Source organism: Paenibacillus sp. LS1 (genome assembly GCF_026013365.1).
Taxonomy (GTDB): domain Bacteria; phylum Bacillota; class Bacilli; order Paenibacillales; family Paenibacillaceae; genus Paenibacillus.
This window is the reverse complement of record NZ_JAPDOE010000025.1, coordinates 1-24,753: the sequence shown is the minus strand read 5'-3', so window position 1 is coordinate 24,753 and position 24,753 is coordinate 1. Positions and strand designations below refer to the sequence as shown.

Genomic DNA, 24,753 nt, shown 5'->3' with positions numbered 1-24,753 from the left:
TCTAGCACCTGTTAGAAGAAGAGGCCTTGCGATTAAACGAGGTTATAGCCACTAGGCAGACTGCGGTTGCTGCGTATCGCACGAATCTCGGCCAAAGTCAGCCGTTCATTCGTGGAGATCAGGGATTCCACGTCATTGCCACGGATCAGATCATCCAAATCTCTCAAGTTGGTGTTGCCTCGGAAGACCCGGAATCCACCTTGAAAGTTAGGCCGCGTAAACACAACCAGTGTTGCATTGGAACTTGTTGAGAAAAAGCGCAGGCTCTCTACCCCGTCCAAAATATTGTCCAGGTTACGAAGACCTGTGTTGCCACGATAGATGCGGCTTCTCCCTCTGTAGTTCTCTTCTGAATACACGGTAAGACGTGGATACGTTTGACTGACGTTGACTGTTTTTTTCATTTTGTTTCCCCCTCTCGAACTCATTCTATGAATGGATTAGAGAGGAAGCGTGGACGAATCATCTGCTAGATTCGTCCATTTTCATATTTTCAGAAGGTCATAGTAACGCACGCCCGAGTAGCCGGATGTTATCCCTCTACTTTTATACGCCGAGGATAGCTTCCCATACCGGACGTGTATGACCACCAGGATATAACAGATACAACAGGACATACACGACAACACCTGTCAGTGCTGAGCCGAACCAGATCATGGACGTGAACTTGCCCCAACGGCGATGTGTTCCGAATTTCTTTTTGAATCCCAGTACCAGTGTAGAGATACCAAATACCGCAGCCACGGTAGCCAGAATAATATGAAAGATCAGAAATATCCGGTAAAAGATCTCCAGATCCGGATCGCCGCCCCAAGCCGTATTACCCACGAACACCGTTCGCGACATATAGATCACAAAGAAGATCAGAGCCGCAATCGCTCCCGCTACCATAGCGGTCTGGTGTGCCTCACGTTTGCCTCGAATAATCAGTGCCCATCCGATCCCCACCAATACTGCACTAATCACAATGAACGAAGTGCTGATCGTGGGTAGCAAAAAATACATATCCATCGTGTGTTCCCCCTCTTGTTAGAACATTGACTTCATTATTTGGCAGCCGGATTAAGCGGCCCTCCTGTGCCCCCTGCGGGATATGAATCATCGTCATCTTCCTGTTTCTCTTTCCGATACCATTGGAAAAATACATAGGCCAGCATGGAGGCAAAGATCCCCTCCTGAATAAACTTCATTACAATCCCTCCGACTTGCTGATCTTCCTTCGCGGAAGACAAAAAGTTGAAGAAAGACGGCCCACCGAATGAGCGAAGTAACGTCGTAGAATCTCCAGACACACAATACCGCATGGCTTCAGCCCACACTGCCGGGTTGCTGTACGTCTGATACAACGGCTCAGATGCAAAGATAATTAATCCACACGCAGGCGTAAGCAGCACCATATTCAAGAAAATAAAACCGATCTTGGATAACCCCGATGCTTGTCTACCTTCTGGTAACGGATTCAGCAATGTCCACCACATGAGCATGGAAGTGATGAACAGTGCGATATAATACAACCGGTGAACGGTAAAATTCAACATCACGTAGTCATGTACAATCGGCAGATGATACAGCGAGAACAGTCCATTAAAGAGCACTGCCGCTACGATCGGATGAGCCAGGAACGATAGCTGGCGTGTAGGCAACCAGCGTACGATTCTGCGCCATACCCAGATCGGCAATCCTTTCATCATCAGCGGCGGAGCTACCAGATAAGAGAACGCCATGCTCACCATGTGGAAGCTAAACATCACGTGGCCGAGCAGATTAAAGGGCCCAGCTTGAGCCAGATACAGGACGAATAGCCCTGTAATAAACATGATTTTCTGTGCAGCAGTCGCAGGCTCTGCATCTTTTATTTGCTCGCTTAACGGTCCAACAAGCACCAAATAGGCTGCAGCAATGATTAGAAATAAAGCCAATATAAGCGGACTCCATAAGTCGTTGAAGCTAAAGTATTGCAACCCGAGCATACGGGAAACCTCCCCGTGACCTAATTTGATTGTTGCCAGCATTCCTTTGAGAAGATCCTTTCGTTAAAAAGGGGAAAAGACGGCGGCAATGCGCCGCCGCCATCTCTTTTACCACCAGACCCAGTAGAGTGCCATAATAATGCATGTAAAGGCTACAAAAAATCCAAAGGCCATGAACAGGATCGGCATCAAATGCCCTTTATCCTTCATGTGCATCCAGTAACCCAACTGAACGAATACCTGAAGAATCGCCATGACGAGCAAAATAATAATCGTAAAGGTTGTGTTGACGCCTCCGGCAGAAGCGGCCGCAAACGCAATCAGCGTGAGAATAATGGAGAAAATAAACACCACGACGTGTTTCTGTGGCCCTTCCGTCCGGTGACGGTGTTTCACAGGCTGTTGATCAGTCTTATCCTGTGCCGACATGTGTTACCCCACCTTTCCGAGCAGGTACACGACCGTAAAGATGAACACCCAGACCACGTCAATAAAGTGCCAGTACATTGCGGAGACGTATACTTTAGGTGCAGTTACGACCGTCAATCCTTTTTTGAACAACTGCCCGATAATGATTCCGATCCACACAATACCGAAAGCAACGTGGGCTCCGTGGAACCCGACCAGTGTATAGAATGCTGAACTGAATGCACTCGTGGTCATACCGAACTCTTTATGTTTCACATATTCATAGAACTCGTATATTTCCAGTGCGAGAAATCCCATACCCAGTACCACCGTGATGCCCAGCCACAATGCCAGTGCATCTCGCTTGCCCTTATGCATGGCCTGAATTGCAAATACACTTGTCAAACTACTGACTAGGAGAATGAATGTTGCAGCGGCCACGAGCGGCAGGTGAAACAGTTCATTCGCCGTAGGTCCATCATTGGTTTGACCACGAAGAGCCAGGAAGGTAGCAAAGAGTGTACCGAACAGTACCGTTTCGCCGCCAAGGAACAACCAGAAGGCGATAAGCTTGTTACGTCCTTCCAGCGTTGCTTTCTCCGGTTCATGCGGCAATTTGTCGTTCACCGGTTCGGCATGTGAGGTTGTCATGTTCTAGCCCCCTTCTCATCCTGATCCTCCGGTTCAATATGCCAGCCATGATCATCATAAAGTGAACGAAGTGCCATTGCGCCAAATGTGATTACGAGACCAATAATAACTACAATATAATTGTTGAAAATTGCGTTCATAAATGTATTTCCAAAGTCATCCTTGCTGAACATCAAGCCAAGTCCTGCGATAAAGATACCTACGGACATTACAAACGGCAACGGCGTTGCTGAAGGCATATGAATCGAACCAACGGGTTCTGCCGGTGTCATCTCTGTATGTCCTGCCATCTTTTCCTTCCAATACGCATCGATTCCGCGTACCAGTGGAGTCTGCTTGAAGTTATATTCCGGTGGCGGTGAAGGAATGGACCATTCCAGTGTACGGCCGTCTTCCCACGGATCGTTTGGCGCACCAGCCGGTTTTCTTGTTGTGATCACGATGTTCACGAGGAACATGATCACCCCAACACCCATCAGAAACGCACCGACAGAGCTGACCAGATTGAGCAGGTCAAAGTCCTGATTCGGCAAGTATGTAACGATCCGACGCTGCATCCCCATCAGACCAAGGAAATGCTGTACAAAGAACGTTAATTGGAAACCGATCATAAATGTCCAGAATGTCCATTTGCCCAGCGTTTCGCTCAGAATACGTCCGAACATCTTCGGCCACCAATAATGCAGACCCGAGAACAATCCGAGCACCAGTCCCCCTACAATAACGTAGTGAAAGTGGGCCACAACAAAGTACGTATCATGGAACTGGAAATCCGCCGGAGCAGATGCCAGCATGACGCCTGTAACACCACCCATAACGAATGTTGGAACGAATCCAACCGCAAACAGATTTGCCGCCGTAAAGCGGATCTGTCCACCCCACATCGTAAAGAGCCAGTTGAATATTTTGATCCCTGTAGGTACGGCAATCAACATCGTCGATATGGAGAATAGCGCGTTGGCTACATTACCCAGACCTGTTGTAAACATGTGATGCGCCCAGACCATGAAGCCCAAGAAGGCAATCAGGATGGTGGCAAATACCATGGAGCTGTATCCGAACAACCGTTTACGCGAGAAAGTCGGAATAACCTCCGAGATGATACCAAATGCCGGCAAAATAAGAATGTATACTTCCGGGTGCCCGAAGATCCAGAAGATGTGCTGCCAGAGTACCGGGTTACCGCCACCTGCGACATCGAAGAAATTCGCTCCCAGAATACGATCAAACGTTAAAAGTACAAGCCCTACCGTGATGGCAGGAAAAGCAAAAAGAATAATGGCAGATGTAATGAATGTCGTCCATGTAAACATCGGCATCCGCATGTAAGACATGCCTGGAGCACGCATGGTAATAATCGTAGCGAGAAAGTTAATGCCCCCGATGAGTGTCCCCAGACCCGCGATCTGAAGACCGATGGTGTAAAAATCTACCCCATGCGTTCCACTGTACTCACTGCCCGAGAGCGGCGTATATGAGGTCCAGCCCGCATCCGGTGCCCCGCCCATAACCCAGCTCAAGTTCAGCAACAATCCCCCAAACAGGAACGTCCAGAAACCGAGCGCGTTAAGAAATGGAAAAGCAACGTCCCGTGCCCCGATCTGCAAAGGCACGACAGCATTCATTATGGCAAAAATAAGCGGCATGACACCAAGGAAAATCATCGTTGTTCCGTGCATGGTAATCAATTCGTTAAAGACCTGTGCCGATACAAAATCATTCATCGGCTTCATCAGTTGAATCCGAATCAAAATGGCTTCAATGCCGCCGATTCCAAAGAAAAATCCACCCGCAACCAAATAGAGAATGGCGATTTTTTTGTGATCGACGGTGGTGATCCAATCCATCAAGCCCCTGTACCTCTTGACGCTATGCGCATGAGCCAAGGTTGTGTACCCCCTTCTTCGTCCTTGCTGTTCTATTCATAGTCCAATTTGTAGTTGGCCAGATATTCGGCAATTCCGTCGATTTCTTCGTCCGTCAACCCAAGATCTTTGGGATTCGGCATTGTATTGCCCGGCTTCACGGATTGTGGATCTTGGAGCCATTCTTTCATGTTATCCAGTACCGGATTACCTTCTTCCTGTCCCTCACGATAATTCAACAGAATACCTGCGACAGATTCTTTGCCGCCGATTCCCGTTAGGTCAGGTGCAACAGGTCCACCTTGATCGCCAACAGCGTGGCAAGAAAGGCAGTTTGTTTTGAACTTTTCGGCCAATTGAGCATCTTCAGGAAGGACTGCGGGTGCTTTCATTTGATTCACCCATCTGTCAAAGGATTCCTGACTCACTGCTTTTACCTTAAATTCCATGAAAGCATGCGATCTGCCGCATAACTCGGCACATTTACCACGGTAAACGCCTTCATTTGGAGCGGAGAAACTAAACTTGTTAAGCGTTCCATCCGGGTTTGTGTCCATTTTGCCCGCAAGTGACGGCACCCAGAAGGAGTGAAGCACGTCAGCGGTTTTCAATTCGAATGCGATTTTTGTTCCGGTCGGGATGATGAGATCTTGAGCGGTGGTTACGTCATATTGAGGATAAGTGAATTCCCACCAGTACTGATGCGAGGTGACTTGGACCTTAAGTGCGTTTTTGTCATTGGACAGATCTTCGCCTTGGGCAAAAATCGTTTGTACCGTCGGTACTGCCAGCACAATAACCAGCAATAACGGAATGGCTGTCCATATTACTTCCAGCTTGAAATTCCCTTCAACCTGTTCGGGCATCTCAGTCTGCCCGGCCCGTCTGCGAAACCGGATCAGGACATAGGCCGCTATGGCGAATACAATGATGAGCACCACGATCATAATCGCGATGGACAGCTTCATCAGATCATATTGGCCTTGCGCCACAGGACCCTGAGGTTTCATTACCGACAAGTCTTCCCGCCCGCATGCGGATAGCAGCAAAGAGAACACCGCCAGCAAGGGGAGAATTCGCTTTGCAACCTGCCACTGTTTCATCATTGATCTACCCCACTTTTTTACGTTTTCGTAGATTACCGTTGTCGTTCGGTAGAAAGGCAACAAAAGGTACGTTTCAGCACGATACGCATAATCCTCTTCGTCATACAGAACTGCTTACAAAAATAACGCTTCCAGTACTCCCGTCATTTCCTGCTAAGGGCATGTCTGCGCATTCTTCCAATTCATTCTATATGCTTCAATCACTTATTAAATATAAGTTGAGGGTATGATTTTGTCAATCTTTGGACACATGTTCACAAATTGTTCACTTTATGTAAAAAACCGCTCTGTAACTTGATTTGTAAACGATTTCAGTTAAAAATATTACTCTCTACATTTGAAAATTTTTGCCAAATTTCGGTGATAAAACTTAATTTATTTGCGATTTTTCTCACATTGAAAACATGCGGGATTATGCAAAAGAAAGATCCGATTTTATGGATAACATCTTCCATATTCATCTGGAAGGCATACATACCGCTCCATACTGCCTTTATTCAAGCTCAAGACAGCATGGAGCATTCATGAGAATTCCAATTCAAGTTCTCATCTTCACGGACTTCATCTCACGTACCGTTAGTCAGAATCAAAGGGCCATCTCCGGTTATCGCAATAGTATGCTCATACTGAACCCCCCAGCTACCATCTACCGTTCTCACCGTCCAACCATCCTCATCCCATACGACGGCTCCGGAACTGCCTTTCGTAAATATCGGTTCTATGGTAATAACCATGCCCTCGGTCAGCAGCATGCCCGTTCTGCGTTTGCCGTAAGGCAGTACATTTGGCGGTTCATGGATATACTGACCAATCCCATGACCAATGAGCGGCTTCACAATGCCGTATCGATATAGTCTTGCTGTTCGCTCAATGGCACTTCCAATATCTCCGAGGGTATTGCCTGGAACTGCCTGTGCGATGGCCCGCTCAAGCGCCTTCTCTGTACGCCTCATCAGCTTGCGAACGGATCTGCTAGGTTCATCAATTCCATATGTCCAGGCCGAGTCAGCAAGCCAGCCGTCTTTGTTTACCACCATATCGATGGTCACCACATCTCCGCTCGCTAGCACCTCATCACCCGGAAATCCGTGGCAGACCACTTCATTGACGGAGGCACACGTCGCGTAAGGATATCCTTTGTACCCTTTCTGCTCCGGTGTGGCCCCATGTTCTGCGAGAAACTCTTCCACCCGCTCGTTGATCTCTGCTGTCGTGATACCAGGGACCATCCACTGCTCAATATGCTGGTGACAGCTCCACAAAATTCGCCCTGCTTCCCGCATGTAGCCAATCTCTTCTTTGGTTTTCAGTATAGGGTCCACATGCATTCATCCTTCCCGCTGTAGGTGTACTCCCATATATATGCAGCAGGAACGCAAAAAAAACCGCCTGCCGGAGCTTAACGCCCGAGAGACGGTTCTATTCATTATCGGAACAGTATAATCAGAGTTGTGTGTTGTTTCAGGACACGGAAGAATCCATCTTGACAAGCTCATGCTCAACCACAGAAGTCAATTCTTCCTCATATCCACCCGTAATCCGGTATTTTCTCACGTACTCCTTCACGAATTTTTTTGGATCCTTAGGACGGAAAATCCGAGTCATTTCCCTCAAACTTTCTTTGACCTCATTGTGACCTTTCGTTGCCATTGTAATTCCCTCCCAAAACGTTGAAAGTGAATGCTCCGTTTAGAGAATGCCGAATAAGTCTTAAATGCCATCCATGAAGTTGTGTGCGCGGCTTAAAGCAAGCTTTAGGTCGGGAACCTCGCTAGAAAGCAAGTACCTGACACTATAAATACCCGATATGATTCGGAATGAATCATAATCTTATTGTAGCATATTCGGAAGTATCTTACGACTTGACGATTTCCTCTAATAAATATAACGGTTTTCATGCCCAAAAAGTTTAATTCCGAATCATAAGTTATAAATGCCACCATTCTATACGGAATTAATATATCCAGCATAACACTGAACTATTCGGGGGATATTATCACGGACAACCCATATAGTTAAATTACTGGTATCCAAAGGAGGCGCCGTTTCATGGAACGCAAAGAACAGGATATGCTGCCCCTTTCGCATGAAAAGGTGGAAGTAGACGGAGTCTACATCAACGAAGCCGGACGTGAAGAACATCTTCATCGAGGGCAACACTTCCCGGCTGATCCCGTTCTCGGCAAGTCGGAATGGAAACTGACGGAATATGCATTTGATAATCACCACGAAGGACGTACCGATGAACGTTTGGTGCCCAAAGAAAACGACACCGATAAAATCGGTAAGATCACAAACCCTCGCAGACAGATCGAGGGAGGATAAGGATTTCGTTCGTTTGATAAGCAAATAAATTCACCGGTTCAGTTCTGTCCATCTCCTTCATAGCCTAGTTAAAAAGGACAAAGGAGGCTGGACCGGATGTCCCCCATGAAATCGTCTAGCGGTCTGGATGAAAATATTGCCGGTATGCTCTGTTATCTGTTTACCTTTGTAGGCGGGATTGTCTTTCTCGCTGTAGAGAAGCGGAGTCGGTTCGTGTTATTCCATGCGCTGCAATCCGTAACAGTCTTTGGCATCATTATGGTCGGGCATGTCTTATCAGCCTTTCTTCCGTTGTTTGGACCCCTGGTGGCATCGCTGTTATCCCTGCTCGGTGTGGTGGTCTGGCTCATCATGGTCGTCACCAGCCTGCAGGGGAAATGGTTAAAGCTGCCGTGGGTTGGCGATTTTGCAGAGAAACAGATGCGTCATCTGTAACTATAAGAGAAGCGATGCAAAAGAAAAGACGATCCATCCCGTTTCAACCGGGTGTGGATCGTCTTTTGAATATAACGAGGAAAACGAGTTATAGAGATCAGCAAGATTTTTAAGCTATATAACCTAACTACAATGACAGTCTATCCTTCACCCCACTTGACCTGCTATCCATTTAGGGGAATGACTTCTTACTTTCATGTGATTGAATATTCATAGCATAAATGATGTATGTCATAAACCATTCATGCTGTATATCAGCATGAATTAACCTGCTTCAATGTTCATCCTGTTAATCGTCTATCTAGAACAGTTAACTAACAATCATGCTGGATGATATGCCTGGCTTAATTGGGCTAATTAAGCCGATTTCCCCGTATCTCCAAGAATGGCATCTGCCTGTTGTTCAGCCATCTTGGCAGCCGTTTCCTTGGTGCCTAGACCATTAAACAGCAGGTTCATGAAGATCGCCGTAAAGCTACCTGCAATGATACCATTACCGAGCATAATCTGAGCCCAGTCCGGTGCACCAGCGAACAACTCAGGCACAACAGTAACCCCCAGGCCCATACCTACAGAACAAGCAATGACAAACAGATTCTCATGACGGTTCAGATCGACCTGACTACCGATGATTCGGATACCAGATGAGACCACCATGCCGAATAAGGCCACCATGGCTCCGCCAAGAACTGCCCCTGGAACGAGCTGTGCAAGCGCCGCAATCTTCGGTACAAATCCGATGACTACCAGGATTCCACCAGCCACAACAATGACATCACGCGTCTTCACACGTGTCATCTGTACAAGTCCTACATTTTGCGAATACGTTGTGTATGGGAACGAGTTGAAGATACCGCCTAATACAATAGCCAGACCCTCTGCACGATATCCGCGGGCCAGATCCTTGGAGGACAGGTCCTTGTCCAGAATTTTGCCCAGAGCCATAAATACGCCCGTAGACTCAGCCACGCTGACAATTGCCACCAGGATCATCGTGAGGATCGGTACAATCTCAAATGTCGGTCTACCGAAGTAAAACGGCTGAACAACATGGAACCAGCTTGCATCGCGAATAGGAGCAAAATTAACCTCGCCCATAAACCCTGCCGCAATCGTACCTACGAGCAGACCAATCAATACCGAGATGGAACGGATAAAACCTGTTGTAAAACGAGTCATCAGAATGATAAAGAGCAGTACGCCGAAACCGAGCATTAGATTAACTCCGCTGCCGAAATCTTCTGACCCCTGACCGCCCCCCAGATCATGGAAAGCAACCGGAATAAGCGTCAGACCAATAATGGTCACAACGGAACCCGTTACTACTGGAGGGAAAAGCCGAATGAGCTTCCCGAAGAGACCGGAGAAGATCAATACGAACAGCCCTGAGGCAATAATCGCTCCGTAAATGGCAGATACTCCACTGTTCATTCCGATGAGGATCATCGGTGACACGGCTTGGAATGCACAACCGAGCATGACAGGCAGCCCTACGCCGAAATATTTATTTCCCCATACCTGCAGCAGTGTAGCTACACCACATGCGAGCAAGTCAATGGCAATGAGGTAGGTGAGTTGTTCCTGTGTAAAGCCCAATGCGTTACTGACGATCAGTGGAACGACAACAGCTCCTGCATACATCGCAAGCACATGCTGTAATCCGAGTGAGAAAGTTTTAATTGGATGCCGATGCCGCTGAAAAATACGTTCGCGTGCCATATTAGTTCGTGCCCTCCTCGTCCGCAAATGTAACCTGTCCATCCGACAGGGCCTCGATGCGAACCAACGATTCCACACGGTATCCTGCTTCTTTCAGCAAGCGACCTCCCGGCTGGAATGCTTTTTCAATAACGATACCGATACCAACCACTTCTGCTCCAACCTGCTCTACAATACGAGCCAGACCAAATGCCGCTTCACCATTCGCCAGAAAATCATCAATGATCAGCACGCGATCCCCAGGCTTCATGAATTTCTTGGCAACAGTAATTTCATTCGTCTCCTGCTTCGTGAAGGAGTAGATTTTCTCTACCAGAATGTCTTCCGTCAGTGTGAGCGACTTCTGCTTCCGTGCAAAAATCAGCGGCACATTCAGTTCCAGCGCGGTCATGATTCCTGGCGCAATTCCTGACGACTCAATCGTCAGCACACGAGTAATATTTTCGCCTTCAAAGCGGCGAATGAATTCCTTACCGACTTCCTTCATCAGAACCGGATCCATCTGGTGGTTCAGGAATGAATCCACTTTGAGTACTTGCTCGGACAGGACAATGCCTTCCTGTCTTACCTTGTCTTTTAACAATTGCATGTAATTCTTCCCCCTGAATGCCCTCTGCACAGAAACCCGCATGCCCCTCCAGTCTCGTGGTAAAAAAACAAAAAGCCCGCCTTTTCACACGCTGCGGAAAAACCGGAGACGGGAAAGACGGACTTGTACGTATATGGACAAGCCGTATGGATATTGCAAGTGTCTGGAAGGATAGAAAGACAGGATGTCACTCCAGACGCGAGAAAGTCCAAGCAGACTAATCAGAAACAGATAGAAGCTATCCGAACCTGCTCTTCAGTCAAACTGTCTGAGGATAATCTCATTCCAACCACACAAAATATTGCAACATCTTTCCCGTAGTCCGATCATTCCGGTGATCGGGTAGAGACATGCAGGCCTATTCCTGCACATATACGAGTAACGGCATATTTAATTTTTTGGCTCCATGATTCGTTACAATGTATGATCGCGAACCTGAATATAAATGGTTAAACATAACTGACAATGTTAGAAGTATACCGAATCGGCGGCGTGAAATAAAGAAGTATTTTCATGGAAGTTGCGGAAACTTGTCTTAATTTGCAAACAGGGGGTGATTGGAATCTATTTTTTATGTACAATATGAGAACGGAAGCGCGGATCTGAACGGAGAATGGATGGAAACGCGACCTATATTTTGAAATGAATAATCAAAGGAGATATGCAGACATGAAAGGCGTACTTAACGAATTCAAAGAGTTTGCCGTCCGCGGCAACGTCATCGATCTGGCGGTCGGTGTCATTATTGGGGCTGCTTTTGGTAAAATCGTCACATCCCTTGTGAATGACATCATCATGCCTCCGGTGGGAAAACTGCTGGGTGGCATCGACTTCAGTCAGAAAATCATCAACCTGGACGGGGATATCAAAACAGCAAACGGACAGGACATCACCACACTTGCTCAAGCCAACGAAGCTGGCGCTACGGTGATTGCTTACGGACAGTTCATCAACGTCATGATTGATTTTCTCATCGTTGCGTTCTGTATCTTCATGCTCGTGAAAGGCATCAACTATCTGAAGAGCAAAGAGCACAAAAAGCCCGAGCCGAAAAAAACGACCAAGGCTTGCAAGTACTGCCTATCTGAAATTCCGGCTGCGGCTACCCGCTGCTCGCACTGTACTTCAGAGCTCGAAGCAGAAGGCAGCGGCGCACCGGCGTAACCCCAATGAGCGTATAAAGACTCTCCGAGTTGAATTACGGATATAAATTCTGATGCGGGGGACAACCTCTCACGTGCTAGGGTTTATGTATGAAAAGCTAGCCCTATGGGCCTCATTAACAATGGGTTGCGTAGCTTAAAGGTTTAAAGGTTCCACCGTAAAGGTGGGGCCTTTTTTATGCCAATCATACAAATGTTACATGTGCTCCCCCATGATTTTAATTCGGATCCATGCTCATGAACTAGAAACGGCGTGGCAGCAAATGCTCCAGAATCGACTTCAGATCCTTATCTTCCTTGTAAACTTCTTCCCCGGTATCAAGCTCCGTTACACGAATATATTCAAAGTTAGCCGAAGCATCCACTGGCTTGAACAACAACTGGGCCTCATCTTCCAAACGTACATTGAATCCCATATCCTTAAACATGCTGCTTAACTGACTGTTAGCCGGTTCTTGGCCTTGCCCTACAAATATAAGTCCTCTAAGGCTTTTACGCTCCTGAGGTTGCGGATAAATCACCTGAAAGTGTACAATGCATTCCATACGATCGTTCCCCTTTCGTTTAAAACAAACTTTGTGAAATTTTGAACTTTAAAAACTGCTATATAAGGAGATACGTTTCATGACCCCAGAACGTTTCGACATTTATGACGATGAGCAAAATTGGATCGGCACTTCACTACGCAGCGAGGTCCATGCCAAAGGATATTGGCACCGTTCATTCCACTGCTGGATCGTGCGTGACGAAGGCGAGCAGCGACTAGTTCTTTTTCAGCGGCGGCGTGATATTAAGGATACCTTCCCCGGATGTTATGACATTACAGCAGCAGGTCATCTCACCGCTGGTGAGCAACTCCAAGACGCCAGTCGTGAGCTGGAGGAAGAACTGGGTGTTTATACTCCATTCGAGGCACTAACCTATCTACTCACGGCTACACAGCAGCTCCAAGGAGAGGTGCGTGGTGTCCAATTCATAGATCGGGAATTCAGCGCCGTCTATGGATTATGTCTGAACCAGCCGCTCGAAGCCTACGTTCTGCAGCCTAGCGAGGTGGATAGCCTGTATGAAGTGCCGCTGGATGATCTACTCGCTTTGTTTCGTAATGAGATCGACGTCATTCAAGCTACCGGAGTTCAGACTCACCCGTTGAGCGATCATGTGGCTTATGAACCGGAACGTATCGTTCGCGAGATTCGGGCAACGGATTTCGTGCCCCACGGCACAGCTTATTATACGGACGTGCTGGAAGCTCTACATCACGTGCCCAAAGACTGAGAATTCACAATCCTGTTCAACCCGATCCAGTTCAATCGAATGTTCATAGCTTCATTTTCTCAAAAATAGCATAACTTCATACCTTTACTATCGACTTGACTGGAAACAGATGCTGTGACGAACATCACTGCCATATCTCAAATCAACACAAACAGGCGTCTGCCTCGGGGCAGCGCCTGCTTTATGTACATACGTATTCGTTCCATCAAGACAGGTACCTTTGTGCTGGCATGTTCACTCCATCAGAGATGAATTAGTTGCCGATCTGTCTAGCTCTGGTCACCCTCTCCTGAAGGAGAAGACCAATAACGTGCAGAGAGATCTTCGTACCGGTGCCCGTAGCGGGACTCCAGTTCCTCCCCCATATCCTGTTCCAGTTCGTACAACACCAGCTCTTGAGCAAAATGATTCAGCAGCAGCCCGGTCATTACCGGATGCTCCGTCACCACTGCCTGTGTGGCACATGATTCACCCCGCATGCCCAGCATGCACCAGCGGCGATCCACCACCAGGGAAAATTTCCGACCATTACCTGTGCCATACAAAGGCAATCCAGGCAAAGGAACAGGCTGATCGAGCATGCCCTCGCCGCCATCACATGACCATAACAGCCGCACACCGCGAGCTTCAGCCTGCTGTAAGTCATTACGTAGCATCTCTGCCTCTTCACGCCAAACATCTACGACAATCTCATGCTGAGCCTCGGCCAATTCACGGCTCAGATTCTCAAACACATTTTTGTCACCCTCGAGGTTATAGAAGACAGGCTTCTCCGGTTCACTCTTGGGCATACTGCTCTGGACATAATTCAGAGAGGTACGCATTTGATCGGAGATCATACGTGTCATCTCCTCAGGCTTCAGCACACTATACTTCGCAGGTTCCCCCGGACTACACCGCAAGAACCCACGCTGTTCCAGCCGTTGCAGGGTCGCATATACATTGGAACGGGACACGCCCAGCCGCTTCGCAACCTCATATCCTGAGGCTGATCCCTGGCGAGCGAGTTCCACCATAATTTTAGATTCCATCTCGGTAAACCCGAGATGACGCAAATGATGCAGCAGTTGGTCCATATTCCCGTCCCCCCATGCTGTCAGCAACCCACACTGCCTCACACTGATGCGGCAGAGCTTCTACTGCATCAGATCAGATCTGTTCGGCACCGCAGCGCGGACACCACTTCGAACCTTTGGGCAGCTCGGCTGCACAAATCTGACAATTTACCATTTCGCGTGATACTTCGGTCTGTACGTCCACCGTGTTCACGATCGGGTTATTTTCTTTCCAGTAGCGGATGCGTTCGTCCAGCTCCTGTTGACGCTCACGTTCCCGCTGCATCTCTTCATCTCTGCGACGTTCCCACTCCGCATCGAACGCTTCCTTTTCTTCTTGAGTAAACTCGGTACTGTTATATTCCGATTCCGTCTCCAGATCGGCTATGGACGGAATGACCGTGTGATACGGCTCGTCTTCCTCCAGTTCCAATTCAGGTGGCGCATCGTAGAAGTCCGGCTCTGGAGTTGGGGTTTGAGCTACAGCTGCCTCCTGTCTCGCGGCTGTGGTGGCTCCTGCGACTCCTGTAGCTCCTACTGTAGGTGCTGGTGTCTTGAACTCGCCCAACTTGCGTCCGCATTTAGGGCAGAAGTTGGCATCCAGGGAAGCGACGTGTCCACACTCGCACAACCGTTCATTCTTGAGCTGTGCAATCTTGTTGCGCAGGCCATCAATCTCGTCCTGCAATTCGTCGCAGAGCTGCGACAGATCCACCATTTCTTTTTCTGCACGCGTCATATCCTGTGCCCGATAACCCTCATAGAAGATGCGACCCATATCTGTAAAATGGACTTCCTGTTCCTGTTGCAAGCCCACAATCTGGTTGTTCAGTTTCCCAATCTCAACGGCGTGCTGGGCACGCTCTGTTGCTTTGTTCGCTCCGTCTTTGATGCGCTGAAGCAGTTTCATGACCATTCCTCCTCTGTCCCGTCAAAACCAATATTATCATTTCTATTTAGTAGTAAATTAGCATATTACATCCTTCATGCAAAATGCTCAGGCATATAACTTATACGATATCATGCCAAAAAGTTGCGTAATCTCGTGCTGGTGCCCGTTTTATACCGATACTGGATGAAATCGGGGGCTTTCGTCAAGACCATATGTTCGGGTATAATGAAGCTTTGACCATACTTAACCGCCTGTTTAGGCGACTAACTCTATCATACCAATTTACAATGCGATTGTGAAAAGGGCAAATGGTTTACTTTTAACCGGGATAGTCCTATCCCTGAATGCATACAGAGGTGGATGAAACATGTTAAGTCCGAACTCAACGTTCTACCCCCGTCCGCTCGGGGTTACCCCGGCGGCGTCCCTGCCCCAGTCCCCGTCTGCTCCGCTGGAGACCAGTCGGCAACTCGTGGGCAATGAGCAACAGGATGCCTTTTATTTTCGTTCTCTGGAAGAGGCAGGCATCAAGTTAAACGCACCACAAATCTCGGCAGTCCGTCACGGCAGAGGACCGATTCTTACGCTTGCCGGAGCCGGTTGTGGCAAAACAACTGTACTGGCTGCAAGAGCCGGCTACCTCATAGAGGTCAGCGGTGTACATGCAGGCAGTATCCTGCTGGTGACGTTCACGAACAAAGCCGCCACCGAGATGAAAGACCGGATCGCCGCATTGCCAGGTATACGCCCGGCAGCTGCGAGAGCCGTACAGGCTCGCACCTTTCACTCTTTTGCGCTGACATTACTGCGTCATTACGGTGTACAGGAAGAGATCTTTGGTGAGTCGCGAGCCCAGCATACGGTGCTAAAGATGCTTCTTCGCCAAAATGGCATGAGTGAAGCCTTCCAGCCCGAAAGTCTGCTGGCCATGCTGTCCGCATGGAAGATGCAAGGATCGGAAACAACCGATCTGCCTGAGAAATCGCAGGAAGAACGCGATGCCAAGCGTGTTCTGCTTGGTTACGAAGCCTGGAAGCAGGATCGTGGCAAAATGGATTTTGATGATATTTTACTACGGGCAGCCGCGCTGCTTCGTGATCCTGCTGTTCTGGGGCCGCTTCAGAAGCGTTTCCAGTACATTATGGTGGATGAGTTCCAGGATACCAACCATCTGCAATATGAGATTGTGCAAAAACTGGCTTCCGCCCACCGCAACCTGATGGTTGTGGGAGACGATGACCAGACGATCTATACCTTTAATGGCGCACGCCAGGAATCAATTTTGGAATTCGATAAAGTATACCCCGGTGCACGCATCGTGACGCTGGATATCAATTATCGCAGTGATGCACGCATTCTGGGACTCGGCAGCGAACTGGTCGCTCGTAATAAACGTAGACGTGACAAGCGACTTCGTGCCGCCGGAAACCGCGGAGATGCGCCACGCTTCGCCACACCCTCCAATGCAGAGGAAGAAGCAGCGTGGGTCGTAAACCAGCTGTGCCAGCAGGTTGAAGAAGGGCAACACACCTATCGTGATATTGCGATTCTTCACCGGACAGCGAGCAGCAGCCGGGCTGTATTCGAGCAGCTTGTGTTGAAAGATGTGCCTTTTGTACAGCATGGTGCTTCTCCGGTGTTCTATGATCAGTCTCTCATCAGACCCCTGATGGATCATCTGCGACTGTCTCTTGATCCGCGTGCCATGGATGCTCTCCCTAGTGCATTGGGGCCGCTCTATGTATCACGGGATGCAGGGCTGGAGTGGATTCAGCGCTGTGAACAACAACAGGCGAAGAAATATCCGCTCATTCATCTGGTAAAATGGGAGAAGCTGAAGCCGTTCCAGCAGGAGCAGGTTAAGGAACGCATCAAGCTGATTAAATCACTGCACAAACTGAAACCCATCATCGCCATTCAGGAGATGCGCAGGCAGTTCTACGACAAGTATATGGAAAGTGGTGATCCCAGCATCTTCACCCATTATAAGGAAACGATGCTGGAAACCCTGGATGAATTCGAAGCTGCCGTCAAAAAATTCGAAACGGTAGAAGAGTTCATCCAATTCGCAGATGAACTCTCCCGCAGACACCGTGAGATGGAATCTCTGCGCCGTGCACAGGACAGTGACGCGGTACAGCTGATGACCATTCACCGAGCCAAAGGACTGGAGTTCCCTTGCGTATATTGGATTGGAGCCAGTGAAGGCATTGTGCCTCATAGTACAGCACTGCGCCAGGATATCCCTGAGGATCAGAAAGCTGCGCTTGCTGTACAACAGACAGACGCGGAGCTGGACATGGCGCTGGAGGAAGAACGCAGGCTCGCCTACGTTGCCATCACACGGGCCAAGCAGTACTTGTATGTCACCTCACCGGCGAGCCATCACGGAAAGCCAGCGGATGTGTCCCGCTTCCTGCTTGAAGCCTTCGGCATGGAAGTTCCGGACAAACGCAAACCTCGTGAGGAGAGCCGGACGAGCGGTCAGACTTCATATGGTAAAGGTAATGGACAGTACGCCCGCTCGGGCTCGGGTGCCCGTTCCGAAGGTCGGGATGTGGCACAGCGTCGTGCCATCAGCCACAGTGACCGTCGTGACTACGAGGTCCACAACGAACGTGACGAGGATCGCCTTGGTGAACGGCGTGGCAGTGGTGAAATTCGCAACCATAAGGCGTTCAGCACTCCTGGTGTGAGTCAGACCGCTGCGAGTTCCTCCCGTTCGCAGTCGCACACTTCAGGTTCAGGTAATGCTGAGCGTACGGAGACCGTTGCGATCTGGAAATGCAGTTCATCCACGTGTAAAGCGTGGTTAAGACAGAAACCTGCTGTACCTTCCGCTAAAGTAACCAAGAAAGCATCATCTGGCCCTCCCGCCTGTCCCCTGTGTTCAGGATCGATGGAGGCCGGTACCCGCCAGGTGCCCGTAACGGGGAGATTTGGGAAATAAAATAACACGAGCATTGTAGCTCGTTTCAGGGCGCTTTTTGCTGTTTATTAACAGTAGAAGCGTCTTTTTTCCATTTCAGAATGGAGGTTGGATTATGCAGGACGGCAAACAACATCTGTATGTATCGGTAACTCATAACCTGATTGAACGAACAAAGAACGAATCTACACCCTTTGAGGTGTTGGTGGATGACGAACAGTTGGGCCGATTAAAAGATCTGATGAAGGTGCTGGAGGATGACGATGCCTATACTTTGCAAAGAGCCCCGGTACCCTACAAATCAGCAGACCACGATGAGGCAACAGAACAATTTTCGGATGGCATGACCTTGCTGTATACCTTTCTGTATGACCATGGCACGCCGGATACCCGGCAGTCAATTGAGAGCATGAACGTGCTTCCAAGGCTGCAGGATACGGATTACGATGATCCGGGGTACGAGAATTCACCACTTAACAAATGACAGGATGCCAAAAAGCATGCGTAACCGCAGATCACGCGGAAGACGCATGCTTTTGTTATATGAATCACAACTAACTGCAACGTGAACTGGGTTCAATCCAGACGAATCTCCTGCCCTTTCTCAGCCGATTCGTAGATTCCGCACAACATACGCGTGGAAGCCACACCATCTGCAATTGGGCTGATCGGCTCTGTACCGTTCAGGCAGCAATCCACAAAGTGGTCAATCTGGTTCTGGAATGCACTATGAATATGGAGACCCGTATTGTCCGTCTGGGGTTCAATATTCAGGATGGTATTATTTTTCTCCGTGACGATCAGTGTCTCTGGCTCCAGTTCAAATCCACCACGCTCGCCATATAACTTCACCGATGATTCATCTCCGCGTGCATGCAGGGTAAAGCTCACATCCACCGCCAGCGAAGCCCCGTTTTCAAACCGAATGAGCGCATTCGCCATATCCTCTACGTCATTTACAGCTGCGCTGTAGTCGGCCGCTTTGTAAAAAGAAAGATGTTCGATATGGGCACGATTGCCCAACTTCCGATACGTATTACCACTGACCGAAACAGGTTTCGGCCTGCCCATCAGATACCAGCATTGGTCGATGATATGTACGCCCAAGTCAATCAGAGGACCTCCGCCGGAACGGCTTTTGTCGGCGAACCAACCACCCGGATTGCCATGACGCCGCAGGATGGAAGCTTTGGCATAATACAGTTCACCGAACTCTCCGGCATCAATGAATCTGCGCATCATCTGCATATTGTTATCATACCGACGCACAAATCCAACGATAAAGGTACGTCCACTCTTCTTCACCGCTTCTTCAATCCGCAGTGCATCTTCCACATTGGTTGCCACCGGTTTTTCCAGCAGCACGTGCTTGCCTGCCTCCAGTGCAGCAATGGCGAATTCCGCGTGTGTATTATTCCAAGTACATATACTGACAGCATCTACATGCGGGTCCTCCAGCATCTCCCGATAATCGGTATAGACGGATTGGGCATCATACTTCTGTGCCGCAGCTTTAGCCCGCTCCTCGTTCAGATCGCAGATCGCATAGATGACGGCATCCTCGTTTTTGGCATAACATCTCATATGAAGATCCGAGATAGATCCTGTACCAATCATTCCGATGTGTAGCATTTGTTTCGTGCTCATCATCATCCTCCTTTCCTTTTCCACAACTTCCACAACATCATTATCGTCTAGTCTGCCCGCAGCATGCCTTCGTAAATACCCGGCGTCGAATTTTCAATCTTCACAGCACCCAGTGTCCGGGCATAGAAGTCTACAGGTCCCGCTGATCCGATAATCGCATACCCGTAACCGTCCGCCTTCATCGCATGCATACAGGCCAGTAACAGGGCTGTGCCTACACCTTTGCCCCGTGCATCCTGGCTCACACCTGTCGGTCCGAAGAAATTGCGACATGTCGCTTCGTAACAGGCAAATCCAATCATTTTCCCCTGCTCAACCGCAATATAACAGGACACGGGCTGACGCGCAAAAGCGACCTCGCATTCATCCACCCAAGCCTGGCTAAAGTGTGACCTCACCCAATCCAGTACAAGCTGCTTCTCTGGGGCAATGGCTCTTCGAATCACAATGGAGGATTCCTCCAACGTTCTCAGTCCACTCTCTTGCTCCGGCAAACGATAGAGCGCTACCAACATATCACTCATCTAATCCGTTCCTCCTCGTACTTGAATGTGAAAATAAGATAAAGGTTTGGCCACTTACCTGAAATTAACCTGATCCTGCTGCTGATAACCTGCAATTCAAGCGATATTTCAAATCTAAACTAACATACCGTTTACATTCATTGCATATCAACTGCAACACTGAGACGATTTGTCCCGTCTATTAACTTGAGGCGCGGCCCTAAGGAAGATTTTACCGCGACAGTACAAAGATTAGAAGGGATGAATATTGATGAACAACAGCATGAAAAAAGTAAGTGCCCTGATGGCCCTATCCATGGCATTGGGTGGTGGAGCCGCTTATGCAGCAACACTGGACAACACACAACCAGTACATCAAACATCCGTTTCAGCTGATAGTAAGGCAACTGATGCAGTAAACGTATCTGTGAATGGTGCATCCATCTCCGATGGTTATTGGAGCAAGGATGGCAAAGTAGCCATGATCCCGCTACGTGATCTTACCGAAGCACTGGGTATTGAACTGAAATGGAATAAAGAAAACAAATCCGCAGAGCTGACACGAGGTGTTCTCTGGACACAAGTAATCACAGGCAAGGATCAATATTCCGTAAATAAAATGCTGCTCACGCTGGGTACAGCGCCCGAAATCACAGGCGGCACTTTGTATGTACCGGCTTCTTTTGCCGAAAAGGTATTGCAGGGACAAGTGAACACAACAGGAAATCAGGTGACTATCTCTAGTGAAGAGGACGTGAAGACGGTTACTGAACGTGGTGTAATTACCAGAATCTCGAACCAAGATAAATATAAGTCCATCCAGATTGGCGGTGCAGGCATGGACGGCATCGTGCTTAATCTGAATGAAGATACGAAATTCATCTCGGCGGAAGGCAAAGAGATTGCACTAACCGATCTGTCCATTGGTATGAACGTGGAGGCTGAACATTCCCTGATCACAACACGCAGTCTGCCACCACAAACGCCGACCTATAAAGTCACTGTACTGGATGACGCTACGGAATCTGAAGCACAATTGAAAGAGGTTCTGGGAACGGCTGGTACGATTGAAAATGTAACAACAGCTGAAGGCAGCATCTCACAAATTGAGATCACAGGTACACGATTAACTGAGACGGCTCCTGACCATGTCGTGCTGAATATCGCTAAAGACACGCTACTCGTGAACCACGAAGGCGAAACGGTGAAAGCTGAAGAACTGACTAAAGGAACTAAAGTCATGGGTTTCTACAGTCCTGTGCTGACACGCAGCCTGCCTCCAATCGGAACAGCTTGGAAAGTGGTTGTTGAAGCACCAGCAGCAGAGCTGGAAGCGAAATAATTCGGTTAGAAAAGCGTCTGGCTGAGACACATCTTATATGTTGTTGCAGATGACCGCGTGCATCTCTTAGCGCGGTGTCATGAGTATGGAGTATCATAATGACCAGCCATCCGCGTGTATCTCCTGGCGCGCAGTGTCATGAGTTGAAGCATCAAGAGCTCAGCCGTGCGGCCAGGCGGCGAAGTCAATCTAAAAAGACCTTATCCGCTTGTCTTCTGACAGGCACGGATAAGGTTATTTTTTAGTTTATGGTTTATGGTTTATGGTTTATGATTTTTGGTTTAGGTTTGTAGAGTGTGGCTTCAAACTTGCTTCAAACCCAAGCATACCTGGACTTGTCCAGAGCAGGCATGCGCGACGTGCGCTGCAAACGACATGCGTTGCATACTGAATGTACGAGCAAGTGGAGTTAGCGCTAACGAATCTGAGGCGTCTTATTCAAGGATTTGAAGCACTCGCAAGAATTTAAGGAACCTGAGACACGCTATCTGTGAATAAATTAGCTGTTTACAGCGTTTTTATCAGAAAAATTCGGGAAATAAGGTGCCTGATGTTCCTTACATTTTAAAAAGAGGATCTGCGGGCCAAATAAGACGCCCTGTGTTCCTTAGAAAATCTTCTGGATATTCGCCAGAATCAATCGGACTGGACTTCATCTTCAACGATTGCTTCCACTTCAATCTCAACCATCAACAAGGGATCAATGAGTGCGCTAACTTCAACCATGGTGGCTACAGGCTGGATCTGTCCAAAAAATTCACCGTGAGCCTTGCCAACTTCCTCCCATCTGGAGATATCGGTCACAAACATCCGAGTTCTAACCACATGCGACATGTCAGCTCCCAATTCTTTCAGTGCATTCTCGATCGTCTGCAAAACGAACCTCGTCTGTGCATACGGATCACCTGCCCCCACAACTACACCATCTTGCATCGCCGTTGTACCCGCCACTTCAATTCGGTTCCCTACACGAATGGCACGGCAATATCCCACCAACGGTTCCCATGGGGAGCCTGTAAATACCTGCTGTCTACTCATTCTCTCGTCCCTCGCTTTGGCTGTATTTGTCTCTTATGATTAAACATGAATTATATCAGTCCACCATCTTCTCAGACAACAGAAAGGAGTTTAATTTCATCTTAATTCCAACACTATTTACGCACAAAAAAACCTGAATGGCTGCCCATTGTTTAAATAAAGGACAGTCATTCAGGGATTTCAGGAAAATTAGTATCTTATCTTTAAGAATAAAGCATCCGGATTACAGCTTGATGTTCGCCTCATCAAAGTATTCTTCCAGAGTTAATCCACTCTTCGCCACATCTGACGCCAAATCTGTACCGATGTATCGGATATGCCAAGGCTCATAGACGTAACCTGTGGTATCTTCTTCGCCTTGCAAATAACGGATGACGTATCCATATTCAGCAGCGTGTTCAGCCAGCCACTGGCCTTCCTTCGATGTGCCAAATACCTCTTCCAGCACATTGCCCACACTCGGGCTGGATACATCAATGGCAAGACCCGTCTGATGTTCGCTTCTGCCTGGTACTGAGCTCACACGATCCGTGTATTCTTGACCTTTGGTTTTGACATTGTTGTTGTAGATGGATACCTGGCGCTGATATGAACGATAGCCGGACACCGCACGAAGCTCAATACCATCCGCCTTTGCACCTGCAAATAACTTCTCCAGCGCCTCGGCAGCTTCCTTGCGCATATGCCGCTTCTCGTGCGGTTCATCGAAGGAGAACGGTACATTCGGCTCTACCAGATCGTCCGGCTCGTACCCTTCAGGCAGACTGCGCTGCTTGTTCACAATGACGGTCATAGACTCGGCATTGGTCACCACGGATTGTGCATCAATCGTCGTTTGCAGTGCGCTGATGCTGCGTTTCTCCATCAATGGATCTTCCGCTGTCGCCCCGTTACCATCGTCTGAAGAACCCTGCTCTTCGCCAGCCGAAGCATTCCCAGACTCACTATCCGTGCCTTCACCGCTGTTGCCAGAAGATGATGTGTCATCCCCACCAGCATTGTCACCGTCTGTTCCCTTATCCTCCGTAAAATGAACCGTTGTGCCGTCTGACTCCTGTTGTGTGTTACCTGCTCCAGTCGAATTTTGGCTTTCCTCTGTGCCATTCTGGCACGCGGCAAGCAATGCTCCGCATATCATCAATGAGGACAGCATAACCAACATGCGGCGCTGTCTTCCTGTACGTGATTTCATGTCAAAACTCCTATCGCCATAATATAAATGTTGTTGTCTAGTTGTCTGCGTGCAATGTTCCCTGCGACAGTATACCTTAATTGGGAGCGAAGCTCCACCGGTAAAGAGCACCTTTAGAAGTGATCCGAATGAACATATAAGGGCGATACAGCCTAAATGATCGTTTTTTGGACTTTTAAAGCAACATCCCCGTGCTGTACACATCAGAAGCGAAATGGGAATATGCCTTCATATATCCAATATGCAAAAAAAGTGATTATGCAATAAAAACAAGCAGGGGTGATCTGAGATCTCCCCCGCTCTGATGAGTGCATCATTTGGTTGCCGGGCTGTCCGTCTTCTTCTGGACAGCCTGCCACATCCGCGCGGCTACACGCTCGCGGATCAAATCCAGCCCTGCGGTGGCCGGCACGCCCGGCAGCAGCGCCGTCAGCTCTGGCAGAGCCGGCGGCTTGCCCGGCTGCGCGAGACGCACCTCAACGGCGCCAAAGCCCGGCCCCGGCTGGTGCATGGCGCCGTCTGCGGCAGCCTCGGCGATCCACTCGCCGACGGCCGCGCCGCCTTCGCCGCCCCGCACCTGCGGGCGGCCAGCCGTTTCCGCTGCGCGGCCGGGGCCGCTGGGATCATGGGCGAGTTCCTCCGCCCA

The 24,753-nt window shown here is 48.8% G+C and carries 25 protein-coding genes, 1 pseudogene and 1 riboswitch; of the genes and pseudogenes, 7 read left to right on the top strand and 19 right to left on the bottom strand.

Annotation, left to right across the window (positions count from 1 at the left end; genetic code table 11):
• Window positions 1-32: 32 nt before the first annotated feature.
• The 9 genes from OM416_RS31625 to OM416_RS31585 form a co-directional block, all read right to left on the bottom strand.
• The gene (locus OM416_RS31625; RefSeq protein WP_062837340.1) at window positions 33-404 is read right to left on the bottom strand and encodes a hypothetical protein; all 372 of its coding nucleotides are present in this window, start codon (window positions 402-404) and stop codon (window positions 33-35) included.
• Window positions 405-546: 142 nt separating this feature from the next.
• Entirely contained in the window at window positions 547-1,011 is a 465-nt protein-coding gene (locus tag OM416_RS31620; protein ID WP_264936307.1) for a DUF420 domain-containing protein, read from the bottom strand.
• A gap of 35 nt (window positions 1,012-1,046) precedes the next feature.
• Window positions 1,047-1,970, bottom strand: coding sequence for a cytochrome c oxidase assembly factor CtaG (ctaG, locus tag OM416_RS31615; protein ID WP_264936305.1), 924 nt, complete (start codon window positions 1,968-1,970; stop codon window positions 1,047-1,049).
• A 108-nt stretch (window positions 1,971-2,078) separates the two neighbouring features.
• A complete protein-coding gene (locus tag OM416_RS31610) occupies window positions 2,079-2,399 on the bottom strand; it encodes a cytochrome C oxidase subunit IV family protein (protein ID WP_076332731.1) in 321 nt (106 codons plus the stop codon).
• 3 nt (window positions 2,400-2,402) lie between these two features.
• Window positions 2,403-3,029 (bottom strand): cytochrome c oxidase subunit 3, encoded by a 627-nt coding sequence (locus tag OM416_RS31605; protein WP_047840264.1) that lies wholly within the window; start codon window positions 3,027-3,029, stop codon window positions 2,403-2,405.
• Window positions 3,026-4,876, bottom strand: a complete 1,851-nt coding sequence (ctaD, locus tag OM416_RS31600) for a cytochrome c oxidase subunit I (protein ID WP_413775854.1) — start codon at window positions 4,874-4,876, stop codon at window positions 3,026-3,028. The genes OM416_RS31605 and ctaD overlap by 4 nt, the downstream gene beginning before the upstream one ends.
• Window positions 4,877-4,947: 71 nt before the next feature.
• Window positions 4,948-6,000, bottom strand: coding sequence for a cytochrome c oxidase subunit II (coxB, locus tag OM416_RS31595; protein ID WP_264936299.1), 1,053 nt, complete (start codon window positions 5,998-6,000; stop codon window positions 4,948-4,950).
• Window positions 6,001-6,566: 566 nt separating this feature from the next.
• Window positions 6,567-7,328, bottom strand: a complete 762-nt coding sequence (gene map / locus OM416_RS31590) for a type I methionyl aminopeptidase (RefSeq protein WP_264936296.1) — start codon at window positions 7,326-7,328, stop codon at window positions 6,567-6,569.
• Between the two features lie 133 nt (window positions 7,329-7,461).
• The gene (locus OM416_RS31585) at window positions 7,462-7,650 is read right to left on the bottom strand and encodes a hypothetical protein (RefSeq protein ID WP_017690840.1); all 189 of its coding nucleotides are present in this window, start codon (window positions 7,648-7,650) and stop codon (window positions 7,462-7,464) included.
• Window positions 7,651-8,049: 399 nt separating this feature from the next.
• Between OM416_RS31585 and OM416_RS31580 the strand changes: the two genes are divergently transcribed.
• Window positions 8,050-8,325 (top strand): transposase, encoded by a 276-nt coding sequence (locus OM416_RS31580; protein WP_264936284.1) that lies wholly within the window; start codon window positions 8,050-8,052, stop codon window positions 8,323-8,325.
• Between the two features lie 96 nt (window positions 8,326-8,421).
• On the top strand, window positions 8,422-8,760 hold the full coding sequence (locus OM416_RS31575; protein WP_062837331.1) for a DUF4870 domain-containing protein: 339 nt from the start codon (window positions 8,422-8,424) through the stop codon (window positions 8,758-8,760).
• Between the two features lie 357 nt (window positions 8,761-9,117).
• On the opposite strand, the gene OM416_RS31570 is transcribed toward OM416_RS31575, so the two are convergent.
• Both OM416_RS31570 and OM416_RS31565 read right to left on the bottom strand, forming a co-directional pair.
• The gene (locus OM416_RS31570) at window positions 9,118-10,479 is read right to left on the bottom strand and encodes a nucleobase:cation symporter-2 family protein (RefSeq protein WP_264936280.1); all 1,362 of its coding nucleotides are present in this window, start codon (window positions 10,477-10,479) and stop codon (window positions 9,118-9,120) included.
• Window position 10,480: 1 nt separating this feature from the next.
• Window positions 10,481-11,068, bottom strand: a complete 588-nt coding sequence (locus OM416_RS31565; protein ID WP_264936279.1) for a xanthine phosphoribosyltransferase — start codon at window positions 11,066-11,068, stop codon at window positions 10,481-10,483.
• Between the two features lie 298 nt (window positions 11,069-11,366).
• Window positions 11,367-11,466, bottom strand: a riboswitch (purine riboswitch).
• 271 nt (window positions 11,467-11,737) lie between these two features.
• Between OM416_RS31565 and mscL the strand changes: the two genes are divergently transcribed.
• Window positions 11,738-12,232 carry a large conductance mechanosensitive channel protein MscL gene (gene mscL / locus OM416_RS31560; protein WP_264936276.1) on the top strand — a complete coding sequence of 165 codons (495 nt, stop codon included), beginning with the start codon at window positions 11,738-11,740 and terminating at the stop codon, window positions 12,230-12,232.
• Window positions 12,233-12,473: 241 nt separating this feature from the next.
• Here mscL and OM416_RS31555 read toward each other — a convergent pair whose 3' ends face one another.
• Window positions 12,474-12,776, bottom strand: a complete 303-nt coding sequence (locus tag OM416_RS31555; RefSeq protein WP_017690846.1) for a hypothetical protein — start codon at window positions 12,774-12,776, stop codon at window positions 12,474-12,476.
• A gap of 79 nt (window positions 12,777-12,855) precedes the next feature.
• On the opposite strand from OM416_RS31555, the gene OM416_RS31550 reads away from it, so the two are divergent.
• Entirely contained in the window at window positions 12,856-13,509 is a 654-nt protein-coding gene (locus tag OM416_RS31550) for an NUDIX hydrolase (protein WP_264936271.1), read from the top strand.
• 269 nt (window positions 13,510-13,778) lie between these two features.
• On the opposite strand, the gene OM416_RS31545 is transcribed toward OM416_RS31550, so the two are convergent.
• Window positions 13,779-14,585, bottom strand: a complete 807-nt coding sequence (locus tag OM416_RS31545; RefSeq protein ID WP_264936269.1) for a TrmB family transcriptional regulator — start codon at window positions 14,583-14,585, stop codon at window positions 13,779-13,781.
• A 73-nt stretch (window positions 14,586-14,658) separates the two neighbouring features.
• Window positions 14,659-15,474, bottom strand: a complete 816-nt coding sequence (locus tag OM416_RS31540) for a zinc ribbon domain-containing protein (protein WP_264936266.1) — start codon at window positions 15,472-15,474, stop codon at window positions 14,659-14,661.
• 349 nt (window positions 15,475-15,823) lie between these two features.
• Between OM416_RS31540 and OM416_RS31535 the strand changes: the two genes are divergently transcribed.
• Together OM416_RS31535 and OM416_RS31530 are read left to right on the top strand one after the other, a co-directional pair.
• Window positions 15,824-18,406 carry a UvrD-helicase domain-containing protein gene (locus OM416_RS31535; RefSeq protein ID WP_264936264.1) on the top strand — a complete coding sequence of 861 codons (2,583 nt, stop codon included), beginning with the start codon at window positions 15,824-15,826 and terminating at the stop codon, window positions 18,404-18,406.
• Between the two features lie 94 nt (window positions 18,407-18,500).
• The gene (locus tag OM416_RS31530) at window positions 18,501-18,869 is read left to right on the top strand and encodes a hypothetical protein (protein WP_264936261.1); all 369 of its coding nucleotides are present in this window, start codon (window positions 18,501-18,503) and stop codon (window positions 18,867-18,869) included.
• A gap of 92 nt (window positions 18,870-18,961) precedes the next feature.
• Here OM416_RS31530 and OM416_RS31525 read toward each other — a convergent pair whose 3' ends face one another.
• Together OM416_RS31525 and OM416_RS31520 are read right to left on the bottom strand one after the other, a co-directional pair.
• Window positions 18,962-20,032, bottom strand: coding sequence for a Gfo/Idh/MocA family protein (locus tag OM416_RS31525; protein WP_047840275.1), 1,071 nt, complete (start codon window positions 20,030-20,032; stop codon window positions 18,962-18,964).
• A 47-nt stretch (window positions 20,033-20,079) separates the two neighbouring features.
• Window positions 20,080-20,556, bottom strand: a complete 477-nt coding sequence (locus OM416_RS31520) for a GNAT family N-acetyltransferase (RefSeq protein WP_264936257.1) — start codon at window positions 20,554-20,556, stop codon at window positions 20,080-20,082.
• 250 nt (window positions 20,557-20,806) lie between these two features.
• On the opposite strand from OM416_RS31520, the gene OM416_RS31515 reads away from it, so the two are divergent.
• The gene (locus tag OM416_RS31515; protein ID WP_264936255.1) at window positions 20,807-21,877 is read left to right on the top strand and encodes a copper amine oxidase N-terminal domain-containing protein; all 1,071 of its coding nucleotides are present in this window, start codon (window positions 20,807-20,809) and stop codon (window positions 21,875-21,877) included.
• A gap of 636 nt (window positions 21,878-22,513) precedes the next feature.
• Here OM416_RS31515 and OM416_RS31510 read toward each other — a convergent pair.
• The 3 genes and pseudogenes from OM416_RS31510 to OM416_RS31500 form a co-directional block, all read right to left on the bottom strand.
• The gene (locus OM416_RS31510) at window positions 22,514-22,915 is read right to left on the bottom strand and encodes a RidA family protein (protein WP_264936252.1); all 402 of its coding nucleotides are present in this window, start codon (window positions 22,913-22,915) and stop codon (window positions 22,514-22,516) included.
• A gap of 223 nt (window positions 22,916-23,138) precedes the next feature.
• Window positions 23,139-24,107: a D-alanyl-D-alanine carboxypeptidase family protein gene (locus OM416_RS31505; protein ID WP_264936250.1), complete on the bottom strand. Its 969-nt coding sequence runs from the start codon at window positions 24,105-24,107 to the stop codon at window positions 23,139-23,141.
• 313 nt (window positions 24,108-24,420) lie between these two features.
• Window positions 24,421-24,753 (bottom strand): annotated as a pseudogene (locus OM416_RS31500) (phosphoribosylglycinamide synthetase); the annotation flags it as partial.

Excerpts from the sequence above, each read along its gene's own strand:
- OM416_RS31545 (WP_264936269.1), bottom strand. The coding sequence starts at position 14,585 with ATGGACCAACTGCTGCATCATTTGCGTCATCTCGGGTTTACCGAGATG.
- ctaD (WP_413775854.1), bottom strand. The coding sequence starts at position 4,876 with ATGGATTGGATCACCACCGTCGATCACAAAAAAATCGCCATTCTCTAT.
- OM416_RS31505 (WP_264936250.1), bottom strand. The coding sequence starts at position 24,107 with ATGAAATCACGTACAGGAAGACAGCGCCGCATGTTGGTTATGCTGTCC.
- OM416_RS31585 (WP_017690840.1), bottom strand. The coding sequence starts at position 7,650 with ATGGCAACGAAAGGTCACAATGAGGTCAAAGAAAGTTTGAGGGAAATG.
- OM416_RS31625 (WP_062837340.1), bottom strand. The coding sequence starts at position 404 with ATGAAAAAAACAGTCAACGTCAGTCAAACGTATCCACGTCTTACCGTG.
- OM416_RS31515 (WP_264936255.1), top strand. The coding sequence starts at position 20,807 with ATGAACAACAGCATGAAAAAAGTAAGTGCCCTGATGGCCCTATCCATG.
- OM416_RS31510 (WP_264936252.1), bottom strand. The coding sequence starts at position 22,915 with ATGAGTAGACAGCAGGTATTTACAGGCTCCCCATGGGAACCGTTGGTG.
- OM416_RS31540 (WP_264936266.1), bottom strand. The coding sequence starts at position 15,474 with ATGAAACTGCTTCAGCGCATCAAAGACGGAGCGAACAAAGCAACAGAG.
- coxB (WP_264936299.1), bottom strand. The coding sequence starts at position 6,000 with ATGATGAAACAGTGGCAGGTTGCAAAGCGAATTCTCCCCTTGCTGGCG.
- ctaG (WP_264936305.1), bottom strand. The coding sequence starts at position 1,970 with ATGCTCGGGTTGCAATACTTTAGCTTCAACGACTTATGGAGTCCGCTT.
- OM416_RS31525 (WP_047840275.1), bottom strand. The coding sequence starts at position 20,032 with ATGAGCACGAAACAAATGCTACACATCGGAATGATTGGTACAGGATCT.
- OM416_RS31620 (WP_264936307.1), bottom strand. The coding sequence starts at position 1,011 with ATGGATATGTATTTTTTGCTACCCACGATCAGCACTTCGTTCATTGTG.
- OM416_RS31570 (WP_264936280.1), bottom strand. The coding sequence starts at position 10,479 with ATGGCACGCGAACGTATTTTTCAGCGGCATCGGCATCCAATTAAAACT.
- OM416_RS31605 (WP_047840264.1), bottom strand. The coding sequence starts at position 3,029 with ATGACAACCTCACATGCCGAACCGGTGAACGACAAATTGCCGCATGAA.
- OM416_RS31565 (WP_264936279.1), bottom strand. The coding sequence starts at position 11,068 with ATGCAATTGTTAAAAGACAAGGTAAGACAGGAAGGCATTGTCCTGTCC.
- map (WP_264936296.1), bottom strand. The coding sequence starts at position 7,328 with ATGCATGTGGACCCTATACTGAAAACCAAAGAAGAGATTGGCTACATG.
- OM416_RS31530 (WP_264936261.1), top strand. The coding sequence starts at position 18,501 with ATGCAGGACGGCAAACAACATCTGTATGTATCGGTAACTCATAACCTG.
- OM416_RS31580 (WP_264936284.1), top strand. The coding sequence starts at position 8,050 with ATGGAACGCAAAGAACAGGATATGCTGCCCCTTTCGCATGAAAAGGTG.
- OM416_RS31610 (WP_076332731.1), bottom strand. The coding sequence starts at position 2,399 with ATGTCGGCACAGGATAAGACTGATCAACAGCCTGTGAAACACCGTCAC.
- OM416_RS31555 (WP_017690846.1), bottom strand. The coding sequence starts at position 12,776 with ATGGAATGCATTGTACACTTTCAGGTGATTTATCCGCAACCTCAGGAG.
- OM416_RS31550 (WP_264936271.1), top strand. The coding sequence starts at position 12,856 with ATGACCCCAGAACGTTTCGACATTTATGACGATGAGCAAAATTGGATC.
- OM416_RS31575 (WP_062837331.1), top strand. The coding sequence starts at position 8,422 with ATGTCCCCCATGAAATCGTCTAGCGGTCTGGATGAAAATATTGCCGGT.
- OM416_RS31535 (WP_264936264.1), top strand. The coding sequence starts at position 15,824 with ATGTTAAGTCCGAACTCAACGTTCTACCCCCGTCCGCTCGGGGTTACC.
- mscL (WP_264936276.1), top strand. The coding sequence starts at position 11,738 with ATGAAAGGCGTACTTAACGAATTCAAAGAGTTTGCCGTCCGCGGCAAC.
- OM416_RS31520 (WP_264936257.1), bottom strand. The coding sequence starts at position 20,556 with ATGAGTGATATGTTGGTAGCGCTCTATCGTTTGCCGGAGCAAGAGAGT.